This is a genomic window from Pseudomonas macauensis (assembly GCF_047902425.1).
GTDB lineage: Bacteria > Pseudomonadota > Gammaproteobacteria > Pseudomonadales > Pseudomonadaceae > Pseudomonas.
The window spans coordinates 3,930,777-3,948,528 of sequence record NZ_CP138377.1 but is presented as its reverse complement, the minus strand read 5'-3'; the positions used below and the strand labels follow the sequence as shown (position 1 = coordinate 3,948,528).

At 65.8% G+C, this 17,752-nt stretch carries 20 protein-coding genes; 11 read left to right on the top strand and 9 right to left on the bottom strand.

The window, feature by feature from the left end; all coding sequences use genetic code 11:
* Positions 1-27 precede the first annotated feature (27 nt).
* The 3 genes from SD196_RS18085 to SD196_RS18075 all read right to left on the bottom strand — a co-directional run bounded on the left by SD196_RS18085 (position 28) and on the right by SD196_RS18075 (position 3,477).
* Complete coding sequence (locus SD196_RS18085) at positions 28-438, bottom strand: PA2817 family protein (protein WP_243805006.1); 411 nt, start codon at positions 436-438, stop codon at positions 28-30.
* Positions 439-494: 56 nt separating this feature from the next.
* Positions 495-914 carry a PA2816 family glutamine-rich protein gene (locus SD196_RS18080; protein ID WP_331318946.1) on the bottom strand — a complete coding sequence of 140 codons (420 nt, stop codon included), beginning with the start codon at positions 912-914 and terminating at the stop codon, positions 495-497.
* Between the two features lie 127 nt (positions 915-1,041).
* The gene (locus SD196_RS18075; RefSeq protein ID WP_416310506.1) at positions 1,042-3,477 is read right to left on the bottom strand and encodes an acyl-CoA dehydrogenase; all 2,436 of its coding nucleotides are present in this window, start codon (positions 3,475-3,477) and stop codon (positions 1,042-1,044) included.
* A gap of 234 nt (positions 3,478-3,711) precedes the next feature.
* Between SD196_RS18075 and SD196_RS18070 the strand changes: the two genes are divergently transcribed.
* From SD196_RS18070 to SD196_RS18055, 4 genes are all read left to right on the top strand, one after another.
* Positions 3,712-4,383: a transglutaminase-like domain-containing protein gene (locus tag SD196_RS18070; protein ID WP_416310505.1), complete on the top strand. Its 672-nt coding sequence runs from the start codon at positions 3,712-3,714 to the stop codon at positions 4,381-4,383.
* A 116-nt stretch (positions 4,384-4,499) separates the two neighbouring features.
* Positions 4,500-5,117: a glutathione S-transferase gene (locus tag SD196_RS18065; RefSeq protein ID WP_275611127.1), complete on the top strand. Its 618-nt coding sequence runs from the start codon at positions 4,500-4,502 to the stop codon at positions 5,115-5,117.
* A gap of 106 nt (positions 5,118-5,223) precedes the next feature.
* Positions 5,224-6,156, top strand: a complete 933-nt coding sequence (locus tag SD196_RS18060; protein ID WP_275611128.1) for an ABC transporter ATP-binding protein — start codon at positions 5,224-5,226, stop codon at positions 6,154-6,156.
* The gene (locus SD196_RS18055) at positions 6,153-6,932 is read left to right on the top strand and encodes an ABC transporter permease (RefSeq protein WP_416310504.1); all 780 of its coding nucleotides are present in this window, start codon (positions 6,153-6,155) and stop codon (positions 6,930-6,932) included. Before SD196_RS18060 ends, SD196_RS18055 begins: the two co-directional genes overlap by 4 nt.
* A 164-nt stretch (positions 6,933-7,096) precedes the next feature.
* Here SD196_RS18055 and SD196_RS18050 read toward each other — a convergent pair whose 3' ends face one another.
* Positions 7,097-8,413 (bottom strand): heavy metal sensor histidine kinase, encoded by a 1,317-nt coding sequence (locus tag SD196_RS18050; protein ID WP_416310503.1) that lies wholly within the window; start codon positions 8,411-8,413, stop codon positions 7,097-7,099.
* Complete coding sequence (locus SD196_RS18045) at positions 8,407-9,090, bottom strand: heavy metal response regulator transcription factor (RefSeq protein ID WP_275611131.1); 684 nt, start codon at positions 9,088-9,090, stop codon at positions 8,407-8,409. The genes SD196_RS18050 and SD196_RS18045 overlap by 7 nt, the downstream gene beginning before the upstream one ends.
* 117 nt (positions 9,091-9,207) lie before the next feature.
* On the opposite strand from SD196_RS18045, the gene SD196_RS18040 reads away from it, so the two are divergent.
* From SD196_RS18040 to queF, 3 genes are all read left to right on the top strand, one after another.
* Positions 9,208-9,336 carry a hypothetical protein gene (locus SD196_RS18040; RefSeq protein WP_416310502.1) on the top strand — a complete coding sequence of 43 codons (129 nt, stop codon included), beginning with the start codon at positions 9,208-9,210 and terminating at the stop codon, positions 9,334-9,336.
* Positions 9,337-9,507: 171 nt separating this feature from the next.
* Positions 9,508-10,059 carry a cupredoxin domain-containing protein gene (locus tag SD196_RS18035; protein ID WP_275611133.1) on the top strand — a complete coding sequence of 184 codons (552 nt, stop codon included), beginning with the start codon at positions 9,508-9,510 and terminating at the stop codon, positions 10,057-10,059.
* A gap of 558 nt (positions 10,060-10,617) precedes the next feature.
* Positions 10,618-11,448, top strand: a complete 831-nt coding sequence (queF, locus tag SD196_RS18030) for an NADPH-dependent 7-cyano-7-deazaguanine reductase QueF (protein ID WP_370599725.1) — start codon at positions 10,618-10,620, stop codon at positions 11,446-11,448.
* Between the two features lie 82 nt (positions 11,449-11,530).
* On the opposite strand, the gene SD196_RS18025 is transcribed toward queF, so the two are convergent.
* From SD196_RS18025 to SD196_RS18015, 3 genes are all read right to left on the bottom strand, one after another.
* The gene (locus tag SD196_RS18025; RefSeq protein WP_275611135.1) at positions 11,531-11,794 is read right to left on the bottom strand and encodes a DUF4404 family protein; all 264 of its coding nucleotides are present in this window, start codon (positions 11,792-11,794) and stop codon (positions 11,531-11,533) included.
* Positions 11,795-11,870: 76 nt separating this feature from the next.
* On the bottom strand, positions 11,871-12,452 hold the full coding sequence (locus tag SD196_RS18020) for a phosphonate degradation HD-domain oxygenase (RefSeq protein WP_275611136.1): 582 nt from the start codon (positions 12,450-12,452) through the stop codon (positions 11,871-11,873).
* Positions 12,449-13,192, bottom strand: coding sequence for an HAD family phosphatase (locus tag SD196_RS18015; protein ID WP_416310501.1), 744 nt, complete (start codon positions 13,190-13,192; stop codon positions 12,449-12,451). Before SD196_RS18015 ends, SD196_RS18020 begins: the two co-directional genes overlap by 4 nt.
* A 112-nt stretch (positions 13,193-13,304) precedes the next feature.
* On the opposite strand from SD196_RS18015, the gene SD196_RS18010 reads away from it, so the two are divergent.
* The 4 genes from SD196_RS18010 (at position 13,305) to rssC (ending at position 16,746) form a co-directional block, all read left to right on the top strand.
* Positions 13,305-14,021: a UTRA domain-containing protein gene (locus SD196_RS18010; protein ID WP_416310500.1), complete on the top strand. Its 717-nt coding sequence runs from the start codon at positions 13,305-13,307 to the stop codon at positions 14,019-14,021.
* Between the two features lie 172 nt (positions 14,022-14,193).
* Positions 14,194-14,898, top strand: coding sequence for a VacJ family lipoprotein (locus SD196_RS18005; RefSeq protein ID WP_275611139.1), 705 nt, complete (start codon positions 14,194-14,196; stop codon positions 14,896-14,898).
* 184 nt (positions 14,899-15,082) lie between these two features.
* Positions 15,083-16,267 carry a two-component system response regulator RssB gene (gene rssB, locus SD196_RS18000; protein ID WP_275611140.1) on the top strand — a complete coding sequence of 395 codons (1,185 nt, stop codon included), beginning with the start codon at positions 15,083-15,085 and terminating at the stop codon, positions 16,265-16,267.
* The gene (rssC, locus tag SD196_RS17995) at positions 16,264-16,746 is read left to right on the top strand and encodes an anti-sigma factor antagonist RssC (RefSeq protein ID WP_207886472.1); all 483 of its coding nucleotides are present in this window, start codon (positions 16,264-16,266) and stop codon (positions 16,744-16,746) included. The genes rssB and rssC overlap by 4 nt, the downstream gene beginning before the upstream one ends.
* Before the next feature lie 62 nt (positions 16,747-16,808).
* On the opposite strand, the gene tal is transcribed toward rssC, so the two are convergent.
* Complete coding sequence (gene tal, locus SD196_RS17990) at positions 16,809-17,729, bottom strand: transaldolase (protein WP_275611142.1); 921 nt, start codon at positions 17,727-17,729, stop codon at positions 16,809-16,811.
* Between the last annotated feature and the right edge of the window lie 23 nt (positions 17,730-17,752).

The following is a 17,752-nucleotide window of genomic DNA, read 5'->3' as shown; positions in this document are numbered from 1 at the left end:
GCGGGCTTTTTGCCTTTATGGCCGGCGTCAGTGCTTGGGCGTGTCGTCCGGCAGGGCGAGCAACTGCTTTTCGCGGTTCCAGTCGAAGGGCTCGCCGTTCTCTTCGGCTTCGAAGCGGCGCTCGTCGAGTTGCTGGTACATCTGCAGTTCTTCGTCGGGCATGAAGTGCAGGCAGTCGCCGCCGAAGAACCACAGCAGGTCGCGCGGGACCAGGTGGGCGATCTGCGGGTAGCGGTGGAAGACCTGGCTGATCAGGTCCTGGCCCAGGTACTGGGCGCCTTCCGGGTCGCGCGGCAGCTCGGCCATCAGCTCGTCGAAGCGTTCGAGGAACAGGCCGTGGTTGTCTTCCGGCACCTGCTCGGCTTCGCCCAGGGCGCCGAGGATCATGCGCAGGTGGTTGAGCAGGGCGAGGTGGTGGTCGAGATAGGCGTTGGCCATGGTGCTTCCTCTGGGACAGCGTTGAAACGGCTGCGGAGTATATCGGGTTTGCCACCCTAGGGGCGGCGCGGTCGCGACTGAATCTGCCTCAGGCGGTTGTCGATCCGCTGTTGCTGCTGGTCGAGCAGGCGTTGCTGTTGCTGCAATTGCTGTTGCTGCAGTTCGTTCTGCTGCCGCTGGATCATCTGGTCGCTCTGCTGGCGCTGCATGTCGCGCAGCCGCTGGCTGTCCTGCTGGCGCTGGAGGTTGTCCTGCTGTATCTGCAGGCGCTCGCTTTCGTACTGCAGGCGTTGACGCTCCATCTCGTTCTGGCGCATCTCGCTTTGCCGGCGCAGGCTGTCCTGCTGTTGCTGGATGGGGTCGATGACCGGCGTGGGCGGCGCTACCGGCCGTGGTCGACTGGGGTAGAGCCAGGGATCGGCCTGGGCGGCGCTGGCGACCAGTATCGTCAGCAGCAGGGGAAGGCTTCGGTGCATGGCGCGTTCTCCATGACGGGTATGGGTGCAGTTTGCACCCTGTGGTCGCGGGCGGCACTGCTGTGCGTCGGTAAAGCCGCAAATGAACAGGGCGCCCGCAGGCGCCCCTGAACGATCGCCGGATGCTTCAGCCGGCCTTGTCGCCCAGTTCCTCCGGCGCGAAGTCGTCCACGTCGATCACTGCACGGCGCGCACGCTCGGCTTCGTGCAAGGCCTCCGCCTCGTTACCGTCGAGCACGCCGGCATCGCGCGCGGCGTCGATGGGCGACTGGCCGGCAGTGGGGGTGATCCGGCCGTCACGCAGGGCCTGGCGCAGTTTTTCCTGCAGGGGCGCCGTTTCGGCGAGGCGCTCGTAGGCCACGCCGAGCTTGCCGATCGGGTCCTGCGGGTCGCTGGGCAGGAAGGCGCCGGCAAGGATTGCCTGCAACGCCGGGTCCTCCAGCGGGCGGCCAAGGATGGCGGCGATCTCGGCGTCCAGCTTGTCGCCCGGGCCCCGATGGCGGCGGCCCAGCGGCAGCACCAGCAGTCGCAGCAGGCAGGCGAAGGCGCGGTTGGGGAAGTTGTCGATCAGCCCGGCCAGCGCCGCCTCGGCCTTGCACAGGTTTTCCTCCAGCGCCCAGCGCAGCAGCGGTTGCAGGTGTTCCGGGTTGTCCAGGTCGTGGTAGCGCTTGAGCGCCGCCGAGCCCAGGTAGAGATGGCTGAGCGCATCGCCCAGGCGCGCCGAGAGGCGCTCGCGGCGCTTCAGCTCGCCGCCGAGCAGCATCATGCTGACGTCGGCGAGCAGGGCGAAGGCGGCGGCCAGGCGGTTGAGCGCGCGGTAGTACGGGCGGCTGACGCGATCCCCCGGCACCTGGTCGAAGCTGCCCAGGCCGAGGCCCAGCAGCAGGCTGCTGGCGGCGTTGCCGACGGCGAAGCCGATGTGGCTCAGCAGCAGTTGGTCGAACTCGCGTTCGGCCTGGTCATGGTCATCGCGGCGCGCCAGTTCCATTTCCTTCAGGACGTACGGATGGCAGCGGATGGCGCCCTGGCCGAAGATCATCAGGTTGCGCGAGAGGATGTTGGCACCCTCGACGGTGATGAAGATCGGCGCGGACTGCCAGGCGCGCCCCAGGTAGTTGTTCGGCCCCATGATGATGCCCTTGCCGCCATGGATGTCCATGGCATGGCCGATGCACTCGCGGCCGCGTTCGGTGAGGTGGTACTTGAGGATGGCCGAGAGCACCGAGGGCTTCTCGCCCAGGTCCACTGCGCTGGCGGTGAGGATGCGGGCGCTGTCCATCATCCAGGCGTTGCCGCCGATGCGCGCCAGGGCCTCCTGGATGCCTTCGAAGGCCGCCAGCGGCACGTTGAACTGCTCGCGGATGCGCGCGTAGCGGCCGCTGACGTAGCTGCCGGTCTTGGCCACGCTGGTGCCCACCGCCGGCAGGGAGATGGAGCGGCCCACCGACAGACAGTTCATCAGCATCATCCAGCCTTTGCCGATCATCTCCTGGCCGCCGATGATGGCGTCCAGCGGCACGAACACGTCCTGGCCGGAGTTGGGGCCGTTCATGAAGGCCGCGCCCAGCGGCACGTGGCGGCGGCCGATCTCGACGCCGGGGGTATCGGTGGGGATCAGCGCCAGGGTGATGCCCAGGTCCTCTTCCTCGCCCAGCAGGTGATCCGGGTCATGGCACTTGAAGGCCAGGCCGAGGAGGGTGGCCACCGGGCCTAGGGTGATGTAGCGCTTCTCCCAGGTCAGGCGCAGGCCGAGGACTTCCTCGCCGTTCCACTGGCCCTTGCAGACGATGCCGATGTCGGTCATGCCGCCGGCATCTGAGCCGGCCTGCGGGCTGGTGAGGGCGAAGCAGGGGATTTCTTCGCCAGTCGCCAGGCGTGGCAGGTAGCGCTGGCGTTGGGCGTCGGTGCCGTAGTGCAGCAGCAGTTCGGCTGGGCCCAGGGAGTTGGGCACCATCACGGTGGAGGCCAGATCGCCGCTGCGGCTGGCGAGCTTCATCACCACCTGCGAGTGGGCGAAGGCGGAGAAGCCCTTGCCGCCGTATTCCTTCGGAATGATCAGGCCGAAGAAGCCCTGGGCCTTGATGAAGGCCCAGGCTTCGGGCGGCAGGTCCATGCGCTGGCCGATGTCGTGGTCGCTGACCATGGCGCACAGTTGCTCGGTGGGGCCGTCGACGAAGGCCTGTTCTTCCTCGGTCAATTGCGCCCTGGGGTAGCCGAGCAGGGTGTTCCAGTCCGGGCGGCCGCTGAACAGTTGGCCGTCCCACCAGACGGTGCCGGCTTCGGTGGCTTCGCGCTCGGTGTCCGACATTGGCGGCAGGGTCTTCTTGAACCAGGCGAACAGCCGCGAGGTGAACAGGCCGCGACGCAGGTCGGCTGCGAGGATGGTCATCGCCACCACCGCCCAGAGCAGCCAGAACAGCACCATCCAGCCATGGGCCCGGCTGAACAGGCTCATCAGCACGAGGTAGACGGCGACCAGGCCGAGGGCCTTGAGCGGCGAAGTGCGGCGGTGCGCGAGCCAGGCGACGCCGAGAATCAGGACGAGCAACCAGATGAGCAGCATGGGGATTCCTCCATGACAGTCCGCCGCGACGGCAACCGGCCGCGACGGGCTTGGTGACGAATGGTGCGCGGGCAGGGCGGCGGGCGTCTGCCGCTATGCCCCGCAAGCTTAGACCGCCGAACATGACCATTGGCCGCATGGCCGGACAGCTTGGCCGGATCGCCGTGCCTGCCGGGCGCGCCGGCTGGTTAGACTGGCGGCGCCATCAACGACAGGGATCGCGGAGACAGCGCCATGCAGCAATACTTGAAGCCCAGCCGCTTCGTGGATAGTGACCACCCCGCGGTGGTCGAGTTCGCGGAAAATCACCGGGGCCAGGGCGGCACCCCGCTGGAGCAGGCGGTAGCGCTCTACTACGCGGTGCGCGACCGGATTCGCTACAACCCCTACGTGTTCAGCCTCGACCCGCAGACCCTGTGCGGCAGCCACGCGCTGCAGGCCGGACAGTCCTACTGCGTGCCCAAGGCCACCCTGCTGGCGGCCTGCGCCCGGCATTGCGGGATTCCCGCGCGGATCGGCCTGGCCGACGTGAAGAACCACCTGGCCACGCCGCGCCTGCTGGAGATGCTGCGTAGCGAGGTGTTCGCCATGCACGGCTACACCGAGCTCTTTCTCGAAGGCCGCTGGGTCAAGGCCACGCCGGCCTTCGATATCGGCCTGTGCGAGGCGTTCGGCGTGTTGCCGCTGGAGTTCGATGGACGCACGGACAGCGTGTTCCACCCGTTCAATCGCGAGGGCGAGCGGCACATGGAATACCTGCGCGACCACGGCCAGTTCGCCGACGTGCCCGAGGAGTTTTTCTTCGGCTACCTGCAGCAGTGTTACCCGCACCTGTTCGCCGGCAACGAGACCCCGCTGGCCGGCGATATGCGCAGTGAGGCCGCGCAACATGAAAGCAATCGATAGTCACCATCAGTGCATGCGACTTTTTTCCTGGCGCCGTTGCCGGTAGGGTGCCGTCATCCGAAGTCGCGCCCGGCGGGCGCGACGCCATCGCATGACGACAACAAGAGAGGCGCAGCATGCTCAAGATCTGGGGCCGGAAGAATTCCTCCAACGTGCGCAAGGCGCTCTGGTGCGCGGAAGAGGCGGGGCTGGCCTACGAGCGGATCGACGCCGGCGGCGCCTTCGGCGTGGTCAACGAGGCGCCGTACCGCGCGCTGAACCCCAACGGCGTGGTGCCGACCCTGGACGACGACGGCTTCATCCTCTGGGAGTCCAACAGCATCGTCCGCTACCTGGCCGCGCGCTACGCGCCGGCGCTCTACCCGCAGGACCTGCAGCAGCGCGCCAGCGCGGAGAAGTGGATGGACTGGACCACTTCGACCCTCGCCGGCCCCTTCCGCACGCTGTTCTGGGGCACCCTGCGCACCCCGCCGGAGCAACGCGACCCCGCTGCCATCCAGGCCGCCCTCGACACCTGCGCGCGCCTGCTGGATATCCCCGAGCAGACGCTGGCCAAGCAGCCGTACCTCTCCGGTGAACAATTGGGCATCGGTGACATTCCGCTGGGCAGCTTCATCTATGCTTGGTTCGAAATGCCCATCGAGCGCCCGTCACAGCCGCATCTGGAGGCCTGGTACGCACGCCTGAAGGCGCGCCCGGCCTACCGTGACGCCGTGATGACCGAGCTCACCTGAGGCTTTGCCGCGTGTCGCGGAGGTTGCAATCCTCGCGGCGGACCATTATCAAGCAGGCCTTTTTCCAAAGACCTGCACATTCCAAAGACCTGCAACGGGAATCCCCATGAGTTCCGCGCTGTCCATCCGTCAACTGACGAAGACTTACGGCAACGGCTTCCAGGCCCTCAAGGGCATCGACCTGGACGTTGCCGAAGGCGATTTCTTCGCCCTGCTGGGCCCCAACGGCGCCGGCAAATCCACCACCATCGGCATCCTCTCCACCCTGGTGAACAAGACCAGCGGCACGGTCAACGTGTTCGGCCATGACCTGGACAAGGACCCGTACGGCTTGAAGCGCTGCCTGGGCGTGGTGCCCCAGGAATTCAACTTCAACCAGTTCGAGAAGGTGTTCGACATCGTCGTCACCCAGGCCGGCTACTACGGCATCCCGATGAGCGTGGCCAAGGGGCGCGCCGAGAAGTACCTGACTCAGCTGGGCCTCTGGGACAAGCGCAATTCCGCCTCCCGCGAGCTCTCCGGCGGCATGAAGCGCCGCCTGATGATCGCCCGCGCGCTGGTCCACGAGCCGCGCCTCTTGATCCTCGACGAACCCACCGCCGGCGTGGACATCGAATTGCGCCGCTCGATGTGGAACTTCCTCACCGAGCTCAACGGCGAAGGCATCAGCATCATCCTCACCACGCACTACCTGGAGGAAGCCGAGCAGCTATGCCGCAACATCGCGATCATCGACCACGGCACCATCGTGGAGAACACCAGCATGCGCAAGCTGCTGAACAAGCTGCACGTGGAGACCTTCTACCTCGACCTGAAGGCGACGTTGACCGAGGCGCCGAGGCTCGACGGCTACCCCGTGCGCCTGGTGGATGACCACACCCTGGAGGTACAGGTGGACAAGTCCATGGGCATCAACGGCCTGTTCGCCCAGCTCAACGCCCAGGGCCTGGAAGTGCTGAGCCTGCGCAACAAGAGCAATCGCCTGGAGGAGCTGTTCGTGTCGCTGGTGGAGAAGAATCTGTCGAAGGTGGCCGTATGAGCAGCGAACTGCGCGCCAACTGGGTCGCCCTCAACACCATCGTCTACCGCGAGGTTCGCCGCTTCCTGCGCATCTGGCCGCAGACCCTGCTGCCGCCAGCGATCACCATGGTTCTGTACTTCGTCATCTTCGGCAACCTGATCGGCCGGCAGATCGGCGACATGGGTGGCTTCACCTACATGCAGTACATCGTGCCGGGGCTGATCATGATGTCGGTGATCACCAACTCCTACGGCAACGTGGTGTCGAGCTTCTTCGGCAGCAAGTTCCAGCGCAACATCGAGGAGTTGCTGGTGTCGCCGGTATCGCCGCACACCATCCTCCTGGGCTTCGTCGCCGGCGGCGTGCTGCGCGGACTGGCGGTGGGGCTGATCGTCACCCTGTTGTCGCTGTTCTTCACCAGCCTGCAGATCCATCACATCGGCATCACCGTACTGGTGGTTCTGCTGACGGCGACCATCTTCTCCATGGGCGGCTTCGTCAACGCGGTGTTCGCGCGCAACTTCGACGACATCTCGATCATCCCGACCTTCGTGCTGACCCCGCTGACCTACCTGGGCGGGGTGTTCTACTCGATCACCCTGCTGCCGCCGTTCTGGCAGACGGTGTCGCTGGCCAACCCGATCCTGCACATGGTCAACGCCTTCCGCTACGGCATCCTCGGTGTGTCCGACATCCGCATCGGCACGGCGGTGATCTTCATGCTGGTGGCGACCGTGGCGCTGTATTTCTTCTGCGTGCGCCTGCTGGTGAGTGGACGGGGGATGCGGCAGTGACTGCCGTGTTGCGCTGATGAAAAAGGCCCCGGTTGGGGCCTTTTGTTTTTCTGGCGTTTCGCGGCGGCTGAGTCCCTCTTTAGGAGCGAGCTTGCTCGCGAACCGCCCAACGCCGGAGCTGTCGGTGAGTCCGTTCGCGAGCAAGCTCGCTCCTACGAAAAGCGCTACTGCGGGAATTCGATGACGAACCGCGTCCAGCCATCAGCCGACTCGCAACGAATCTCCCCGCCATGAGCCCGCACGATCGACCGGCAGATCGCCAGGCCCAACCCCGCGTGCTCGCCCTGGCCCTCGCGGCGGGCCGGGTCGGCGCGGTAGAAACGGTCGAACAGCCGCGCCAGGCGTTCCGCGGGAATCTCCTGGCCGGGGTTTTCCACGCTCAGGCGCCCCGGCCCCAGCCGCACGAGCACAATGCCGCCGTCGGCGGTGAAGCGCAGCGCGTTGTCCAGCAGGTTGGCCAGCACGCGGCGCAGCAGGGCGCGGTCGCCTTGCACCCGCAGCTCGCCGTTGCGCTCCAGGCGAATCGCCTTTTCCTCCGCCAGCGGTCCGTAGAACTCCAGCAGCTCGTCCACTTCAGCGGCCAGCTCCAGCGGCTGGCTGTTCGGGGTGAGCAGGCCGTGGTCGGCCTTGGCCAGGAACAGCATGTCGTTGACCATCGCGGTCAGCCGCTCCAGCTCCTCCAGGTTGCCATGCAGCGCCTCGCGGTAATCCTCCAGGCCGCGTGAGCGCGACAGCACCACCTGGGTCTGGGTCAACAGCCCGGTGAGCGGGGTGCGCAGCTCATGGGCGATATCGGCGGAAAACGCCGACAAGCGCTGGAAGGCCTCCTCCAGGCGCGCCAGCATGGCATTCAGCTCCGCGGCCAGGCCGCGCAGTTCCTGGGGCATCTGTTCGGCGTCCAGGCGGGTGGTCAGCGAGTGCGCCGAGACCTTCGCCGCGACCTCGCTCATGCGCCGCAGCGGACGCAGGCTGCTGCGCGCGGCCCAGGCGCCGAGCAGCGCGGTGGCCAGCGCCGAGAGGCTCATGGTCAGCCAGATCAGCTGTTGCATGCGTTGCAGGAAGTGCTGGTGGTGGGTGATGTCCAGCACCAGGGTCAGTTGGGGGCCGTTGGGCAACTGGGCATCCAGCGGTGCCTGCAACTCGCGGAAGGCGGGCGTGCTGCCGGGCATGACCATCGCCGGCATCTGCTCGAACCAGGCCTGGCCGTCGGCGCCGGCAAGGCGCAGGCCCAGGTCGGGGTGGCGCTCCAGTTCCTGGCGCAGTTGGGCAACGTGCGGCTGCAACTGGGCGGGGCTGGCGACATCCGTGAGCGTGTCGCGGAAGATCGCCAGCTTGCCGGCCATCACCTGGAGGTCCAGTTCGACGAAGTGCGCCTCGCTGGCGCGGCTGAAGACGATACCGGCCAGCAGCGAGACGGCGGCGGTACAGGCGGCGAACAGCAGGCTCAGGCGTGCGCCCAGGGAGAGGCGGGCGCTCAGCATGGGTCGCGTTCTTCCAGCACGTAGCCCATGCCGCGCACGGTGTGGATCAGGCGCTGCGGGAAGTCGTCGTCGACCTTGGCGCGCAGGCGGCGGATGGCGACTTCGATGACGTTGGTGTCGCTGTCGAAGTTCATGTCCCATACCTGGGAGGCGATCAGCGACTTGGGCAACACTTCGCCGCTGCGGCGCAGCAGCAGTTCCAGCAGGGCGAACTCCTTGGCGGTCAGGTCGATGCGCTTGCCGGCGCGCTGCACCCGGCGGCGCAGCAGGTCCAGTTCCAGGTCGGCCAGTTGCAGAGTGGTGTCCTGCAACTGCTGACCGCCCCGACGCAGCAGGGTACGCACCCGCGCGAGCAGTTCGACGAAGGCGAAGGGTTTCACCAGGTAGTCGTCGGCGCCTTGCTCCAGGCCGCGCACGCGGTCTTCCACCGCATCGCGCGCGGTGAGGAACAGCACCGGCACCGCGCTGCCGGTCTTGCGCACGGCCTGAAGGATCTGCCAGCCGTCGCGGCCGGGCAACATCACATCGAGGATCAGCAGGTCATGCTCGCCGGAGAGGGCCAGTTGCAGGCCGTCGTCGCCGTCCGTGCAGAGATCCACGGCGAAACCGGCTTCGCTCAGGCCCTGTTGCAGGTATTGGCCGATGCGGGGTTCGTCTTCGACGATCAGGAGTTTCATCTCGGGGGTATCCATTCAGGCGCCAGCGGCGCAGCTGTCGATAGGGTAATCACTGGGTCAGCGCACTGACAGCCGGGGCCGCGCAGACTGCCGATACATTCTTCGTGGAGGCCCACCATGCACCTGCTCATCGCCACGCTGTTCTCCGTTCTGCTGTTCCCTGTCGCACCGGCGCTGGCCGATGGAGGGGACATCACCTTCCAGCGCATGCAGGAGCGTGCCGCCGAAGCCGGACGTGATGGCTGAAACCTGTTCATCGTGAGGTCCTCGCCCGCCATCTGGCGGGCTTTTTTTCGTCGCCTTTATAACCCCCTCAGGTGGGAAGGGTACGAAGCTGACAGAACTGTAATCTTCCTGACAGCCAGGCGGCAGGCGCGGAGCGCGAGGATGAACAAAACCCAATCGAGGAGTTGTGATATGTCCCTGCGTCATCTGTTCTGTGCTTCCGCCCTGGCCATCGCCGCGAGCTTCAGCCTGCCGGTCCTGGCTGCTGCCGGACATGGCGATGACTTCGGCAAACCGGCCAAGGCCGCGCAGGCCACCCGCACCGTGGAGATCAAGCTGGGAGATATGTACTTCGAGCCGAACAGCTTCGAGGTCAAGACGGGTGAAACCGTGCGTTTCCTCATCCACAACACCGGCAGCCTGCTGCATGAATTCAACCTGGGCAGCGCGGCGATGCACGCCGCCCACCAGAAGGAAATGCAGCAGATGATGGACGCCGGGATGCTCACGCCCACCGGCATGCAGCACGACATGAGCAAGATGGACCACAGCAAAATGGGCCACGGCAACATGCCGATGGGCCAGATGATGAAGCACGATGACCCCAACACCGTACTGGTCGAACCGGGCAAGACCGCCGAACTCACCTGGACCTTTAGCAAGGCCACCAGCCTGGAGTTCGCCTGCAACATCCCCGGGCACTACCAGGCCGGTATGGTCGGCAAGCTGACCGTCAAGCCCTGAGGCGGGCGAGCGGGTGCGCCTGTGTGAGGATGGGCTTCTGACGCACTGGTCTCCCAGCGACCGCTCACGGACTTCGCTCCTGGGCAAACATCTGGATCTGATCCGCTCTTCATAGGACCGAGGGGCGCCCGGTCCTCGCTCGCGAACCGCCCCAACGCTGGAGCCGCCGGCAAACCCATTCGCGAACAGGGACTTGCACGCCCAGGCGCGTTCGTTCAGGGGCGCTCGCAGGGCATTGCTCTTGTAGGAACAACTGTCTTGTCCCGGCTGAATCTGTGCCAGGGCTTTCTCCCTCACCCCAGCCCTCTCCCCCTGGGAGAGGGTCAGGGTGAGGGCCAACCCGAGCGCAGATGCATCTCGTAGGAGCGGACTCCGTCCGCGATAGACCTTGTGCCGGAGCTGATCGCGGACAGAGTCCGCTCCTACGGGGGAAATCATCGAACGCTCCGACGGGTGCGGCATCCGGCTCGTCCGCTGGCTGCTGAAAGGCGAGGCGGATTTGTATACACTCGCCGCCTCGCGTCACCGCCCGCATTGCCGATCCAGCAGGTTCCCCACATGCACCATCCCGCCGAACACTCGCCCCTGGGCAAATCCAGCGAATACGTCTCCACCTACGCGCCGGAACTGCTGTTCCCGATTTCCCGGACCACCAAGTGGGCCGAGCTGGGCCTGACCGCGCAAACCTTGCCGTACCAGGGCGTGGACATCTGGAACTGCTACGAGCTGTCCTGGCTGACCGCTTCGGGCAAGCCGGTGGTGGCCATCGGCGAGTTCGCCATTCCTGCGCAATCGCCGAACATCATCGAGTCCAAGTCCTTCAAGCTCTACCTCAACTCGCTGAACCAGACCGCCTTCGACAGTGCTGAAGCCGTACGCGCGGTGATGGAGCGGGACCTGTCCGCCGCAGCCGGCGCGCCAGTGGGCGTGCGCGTGCGCAGCCTGGACGAGGTGGCGGGCGAGGGCGTGGCGACGCTCGAAGGAACCTGCATCGACGACCTGGACCTGGCCGTCGACAGCTACGACCATCCGCGCCCGGAGCTGCTGCGCTGTGACGACACCCGCCGTGTCGACGAAGTGCTCTACAGCCACCTGCTGAAATCCAACTGCCCGGTCACCGGCCAGCCGGACTGGGGCACTCTGGTGGTCGAGTACAGCGGCCCGGCGCTGGACGCCGCGAGCCTGCTGGCCTACGTGGTTTCCTTCCGCCAGCATCAGGACTTCCACGAGCAGTGCGTGGAGCGCATTTACCTCGACCTGCAGCGCCTGTTGCAGCCGGCCCACCTGACCGTCTATGCGCGCTATGTGCGCCGCGGCGGACTGGACATCAATCCCTACCGCAGCAGCGCTGCCGTGCAGCCGGACAACCGCCGGCTGGTTCGCCAGTAAAAATCAGTGGTTCAGTAAAACGCGGATACGAAAAACCCGGCCTGCGCCGGGTTTTTCACATCTGGGCCTGGGGATTCAGGGCTCAGATGCCCATGTTCGCCAGACTCTGCATGATCGAGCGCAGGGCGCCGGCCAGGGTCGGGTGGCTTGCCTCGAAGCGCTCCACCGCCAGGTTGATGCTGTCAGTCAGGGTCTCATCGGCCAGCGCCTCTTCGTTGGCCAGCTGCATCTCGATGTCCTTGATCAGTGCCCGTAACGCGGCGCGGTCATCTTCGGTCAGCGGTGGCTGGCGCTCCAGTTGCTCGCGCAGGGCCTGGAGTTCTTGCTGGAGGCGTTGTGTCGGCATGGTGGTGTCCTTCTGCGGTGCGTACCCATGATGGACCTTGCCGGGTGGAGGAAGGTCCATCGCCATGCCTTTGAGCTTAACTCGCCGCGCGCGCCCCTGCCTGATACCGATCAACCCGTAGCAGGCGTTCGAGCAGTGGGAAGAAGTGTTCCAGCTCCGGGGTACGCATGGACGGGTCCTTGCCCAGGTCGTCCAGGCGGCGCAGGGTGATGGCGTCCTGCGCGTAGGGCGCGCTGATGAAGGCGGTTGCGCCGCGCTCGTCGAAGGCGCCGCCCTGCAGCGCCAGGCTCTGCCGCGAGGCCCAGGACAGGCTGGCGTGATAGGCCGGGTCCACCGCGCACAGGTAGCGCTTGGCGGCGACGTGCAGGCGCACGGGCTGCCAGACCGACTCGGGGAGCAGCTCGCGCAGCAGGTTGGCGCCGAACTCTTCGTGGCGCAGGTCCTGGGTTTCCAGCACGGCCGGGTCTTCGTAGAGATGGCCGATGTCGTGGAGCAGGGCGGCGATCACCAGGCTGTCAGCGCAGCCGGCGCGTTCGGCCAGGGTCGCGCATTGCAGGGCGTGTTCGGCCTGGCTGATGGCCTCGCCGTAGGGCTCCGCGCCGTGGCTGGCGAAGCGCTCGGCCAGTTCATCGATGAAGCGGTGGCGAGCGTGCTTCATGGCTTTTCTCCTTTCAGGCGGCGGCTGGCGATGTCCTGCAGGCAGGAATCCAGCTCGCCCAGGTGATCGATGACCGAATGCACACCGAGGCGGTACAGACCGAGGGTCGCCTGGGCGCGCAGGCGATCGCGCTCCAGGTTCGTCAGGGCGTCCCAGTCGCCCGGTGCATGGCCGCACAGCGGACCGCTGGCGGCCAGGCCGATGGTCCACAGCCCGGCGTTCAGGCCCGCCTGCAACAGCCGTGGCTGGCCGCTGACCAGCACGCAGCCGTCCAGGTGCGGGCTGCCCAGCTGCATCAGCGCCTGCCAGCAGGCATCCGGCGCCGGCCATTGGCGGCCGCCGACGTCCAGTCCGGCGGCCAACTGTCCGTCCAGCGCGGTGGCCAGGTGCAGCGTGGTGGCGCTTGGCAGTTCGTCGAGCCAGGCACAGGGCACGCCCTGCTTGTTCAGCGCCTGCAAGGTATCCAGGGCGCTGGGAGTGGCTTCGGAGTGGGCCTGGGCGGCTTCGTCCAGGGCGGACTGGAAGCGGCTGCGCTCCTGCACATCGGCGCTGCGGCCCAGCGCGTGGTTGAGGGCGTCCTGAGGTGGCAGGGCGAGGGCGTCGGCCAGGCGTTCTGGCGGACAGTCGGGACAGGTGCGCTGCAGGGCGACCGGCAGCGTCCTTGCGCCGAAGTCCACCAGATCGCCGGACAGTCCGAACAGCAGGGAGGTGAAGCGCGGGAGCTCGGCAGTGGCAGGCATGGTGGGGTTTTCTGATAATTGGTCTAGGCCAGGCTACCGGGCCAATGTGACGGTCCGATGAAGTGGTCGCCGCTGTCGTTATAATCGCCGCGCATTTTCTGGAGACAGCCGCATGCCGGTCGAACCCGTTCCCCATTACCTGCGCATCCGCGACCAGCTGGCCCGGGACGTCGCCGAGTCGGCCCTGGGGCCGCGCCTGCCACCCGAGCGCGAGTTGGCCGAGCGTTTCGGTTGCACCCGCGTGACCCTGCGCGAGGCGCTGCAGCAGCTGGAAACCGAAGGCGTGCTGTACCGCGAGAATCGCCGTGGCTGGTTCGTTTCCCCGCCGCGGATTCGCTACAACCCGACGCGCGCCACGGGGTTCATGGATTACGTCCAGGCCCAGGGGCGCACGCCGCGTACCGAGGTCTTGTCGGCCGAGCGCTGTTCCGCCGGCCCTGTGCTGGCTCGGCGGATGGGGTTGGCGGATGACGCCGAGGTGTTCCGGGTCTGCCGTCGCCGCTGGGTCGATGAGCGCCCGGTGATGCTGGAGGAGATCACGCTCGACGCCAGCTGGTGTCCCGGTCTGCTCGACGAGGCGCTGGACCGGTCGTTGACCCAGGTTCTGCGCGAACGCCTGGGGCTGACGCTGTCGCGCTGCGAGCTGGCGATGCATCCCACGGCTCTGGTCGAGCCCCAGGCCGTGCCGCTGCAGCTCACGCCCGGCTCGCCAGGCCTGTATGTGGAGCGCTGCAGCTACGTCGAAGATGGGCGTCTGGTGGAATGGGACCAGGAGTTCTGGCGCTCCGATGCGCTGGAAATTGTCATCGATGCACGCTTTCCGGACTGAAGTGGCACTATGCTTTGCCCTGAGAGGTGGCAGATCACCCTCGCGGGAAGCCCTGTTTCGAACTCCCGCGAGGGGCTTCCTGTTCATCAAAACACTCGCAGACCTATATAATCCGCCCGCGTAGCGGGCCTGCTCAGGTCGGCCCGGAATGTCATTCACTGGAGAATTACCGATGCGCCCACTAGGCGTCCAAAGGACGAAACGCTGCCTCAGCCTGCTCGCTGCTACTTGCCTGGCGACGATTCCTTTCCTGGCCCAGGCCGAGAGCGAGGATGATCCGTGGGAGAGCATCAACCGCCCGATCTTCACTTTCAATGACACCCTGGACACCTATGCGCTCAAGCCGCTGGCACAGGGTTACCAGTACGTCACCCCGAACTTCGTCCAGGATGGTGTGCACAACTTCTTCAGCAACATCGGCGACGTGAAGAACCTGGTCAACGACCTGCTGCAGCTGAAAGTGCGCGACGCCGGCGTCGACACCAGCCGCCTGCTGTTCAACACCACCTTTGGCCTCGCCGGCTTCTTTGACGTCGCTACCCACATGGGCCTGCGCCGCAACGACGAAGACTTCGGCCAGACCCTCGGCCATTACGGCGTGGGCAGCGGCCCCTACGTGATGCTGCCGCTGCTGGGCCCGAGCACCCTGCGCGATGCGCCGTCGCTGATTCCGGATGCCTACACCGGCCCCTATCCGTACATCGACAATGTGCCGGTGCGTAACACCATGCGTGGCGTTGACATCGTCGATACCCGTGCCGACCTGCTGAAGTCCGAGAAGCTGATCAGCGGCGACAAGTACAACTTCATCCGCAACGCCTACCTGCAGAACCGCGAGTTCAAGGTCAAGGACGGCCAGGTCGAAGACGACTTCTGATCCGGCCCTTCCGTCCGGCAGGCACAGGCCCCCGCGTCCGGCAGACCCGGTCGCGGGCGGCGTCCGCTTGAACCCTCGGGCGGATGGGAGTAGTGTCTGCGCCTTGTCGCACCCGACCCGCGCCGTTGTTCCCTTGAATGAGCGCCATCACCACTACCTCCGGCGCCGTTTGCCTGGATGACCCATGCACAAACCCAGTGCCTCGCTGCTGATCATCGATGACGACGACGTCGTTCGAGAAAGCCTCGCCGCCTACCTGGAAGACAGCGGATTCACCGTCCTGCAGGCCACCAATGGCCAGCAGGGCCTGCAAGTATTCGAGCATGAGCTGCCCGACCTTGTGATCTGCGACCTGCGCATGCCGCAGATGGACGGCCTGGAGCTGATCCGTCGCGTCAGCGAGATGGCGGTGGAAACCCCGGTCATCGTGCTTTCCGGTGCCGGCGTCATGAGCGATGCGGTCGAGGCCCTGCGCCTGGGCGCCGCCGACTACCTGATCAAGCCGCTGGAAGACCTCGCCGTCCTGGAGCATTCGGTTCGCCGCGCCCTGGACCGTGCCTACCTGCGCTCGGAAAACCGCCGCTACCGCGAGAAGCTCGAAGCCGCCAACCGCGAGTTGCAGGCCAGCCTGAACCTGCTCCAGGAAGACCAGAACGCCGGTCGCCAGGTGCAGATGAACATGCTGCCGGAAACCCCGTGGGAGTCCGACGGTCTGGCGTTTACCCACCAGATCATCCCGTCGCTGTACCTGTCGGGTGATTTCGTCGACTACTTCCGCGTCGATTCCCGCCGCATCGGCTTCTACCTGGCCGACGTGTCCGGTCACGGCGCCTCCTCGGCGTTCGTCACCGTGCTGCTGAAGTTCATGACCACGCGCCTGCTCTACGAGTCGCGGCGCAACGGCATGCTGCCGGAGTTCAAGCCGTCCGATGTGCTCGCGCACATCAACCGTGGCCTGATCAACTGCAAGCTGGGTAAGCACGTGACCATGCTCGGCGGTGTGATCGACCTGGAAACCGATCGCCTGACCTACAGCATCGGCGGCCACTTGCCGCTGCCGGTACTCTATGTCGACGGCGACGCCCGTTACCTGGAAGGTCGTGGCCTGCCGGTGGGGCTGTTCGACGAAGCGACTTACGAGGATCATGTAATGGATCTTCCCAAGTCCTTCAGCCTTTCGTTGTTCTCCGACGGCATTCTCGATGTGCTGCCGGGAGCTACCCTGAAAGAAAAGGAGACGGCCCTGCCAGAGCAGGTCGTCGCCGCCGGCGGAACGCTGGATGGCCTGCGCCAGGTCTTCGGACTGGCCAAGTTGTCCGAGATGCCGGATGATATTGCCTTGCTGGTGTTGAGCAGGAACCTTGCATGAGTACCGGTAAAATCCAGTTCGCCGAGCAGGATGGCTCATTTGTCCTGAAGTTCGTGGGCGAAGTCCGACTGACCCTGTGTTCGGCGCTGGATGCCACCATTGAAAAAATCTTCGCTGCGCTGAATTTCTCGGCGATCATCATTGATCTCACGGAAACCCAGAGCATCGACAGCACTACGCTGGGCCTCCTGGCCAAGTTGTCGATTCTGTCGCGGCAGAAGGTCGGGTTGTTGCCTACGCTGGTGACCACCAACCCGGACATCACTCGTCTGTTGCAGTCGATGGGCTTCGATCAGGTGTTCAACATCGTCGATCGTCCGATTCCGTGCACGGATTGCCTCACCGATCTGCCGCCGCAGGACCAGTCCGAGGACGTGGTGCGCAGCAAGGTGCTGGAAGCCCACCGCATCCTGATGGGGCTCAACGAGTCCAATCGCGAGGCTTTCCACGATCTGGTGAGCGCCCTCGAGCGTCACTGATTTCAGCCCTTGAATGAAAACCGGCGCCCTGGGGCGCCGGTTTGCGTTTTCGCCTGCCTGACTTAACGGCCGGAGAGCAGCGCTTCGAGCTTTTCCTGGTCGCGGGCGAACAGGCGGATGCCTTCGGCCAGCTTCTCGGTGCCCATGGCGTCCTCGTTCATCTGCCAGCGGAAGGCGCTTTCGTCCAGCACTTGGCGCGCTTCGCCGCCGCCGGGCTGCAGCACGCGGGGCAGTTCGCCCTGGGCGTCGGCCAGTTGTTGCAGCAGGTCCGGGCTGATGGTCAGGCGGTCGCAGCCGGCGAGCTGCTCGATCTGGCCGAGGTTGCGGAAGCTGGCGCCCATCACCACGGTCGCGTAACCGTTGGCCTTGTAGTAGCGGTAGATGCGCGAGACCGACTGCACGCCCGGATCTTCGGCGCCGACGTAGTCGCGGCCGTTGGCCTTCTTGTACCAGTCGTAGATGCGGCCGACGAAGGGCGAGATCAGGAACACGCCGGCATCGGCGCAGGCGGCGGCCTGGGCGAAGGAGAACAGCAGGGTCAGGTTGGTCTGGATGCCTTCGCGTTCCAGCTGTTCGGCGGCGCGGATGCCTTCCCAGGTGGAGGCGATCTTGATCAGCACGCGGTCGCGGCCCACGCCATGCTCGTCGTACAGGCCGATCAGGCGGCGGGCGCGCTCCAGGGTGGCTTCGGTATCGAAGGACAGGCGGGCGTCCACTTCAGTGGAAATGCGCCCCGGAATCACGCCGAGAATGTCCTTGCCCACGGCAACGGCAAAGCGGTCGCAGGCCAGGCCTGCATCGCCACGGGCGCCCTCGGTGGCGCGGGCCAGGTGCTCGGCGTAACGGGGCAGGGCGGCGGCTTTCAGCAGCAGCGAGGGGTTGGTGGTGGCATCCACCGGCTTCAGGCGGGCAATGGCGTCGAAATCGCCGGTATCAGCGACGACCGTGGTGTATTGCTTGAGTTGTTCGAGCTTGGAGGTCATGGCGAGTTTTCCGTGGAGGATGC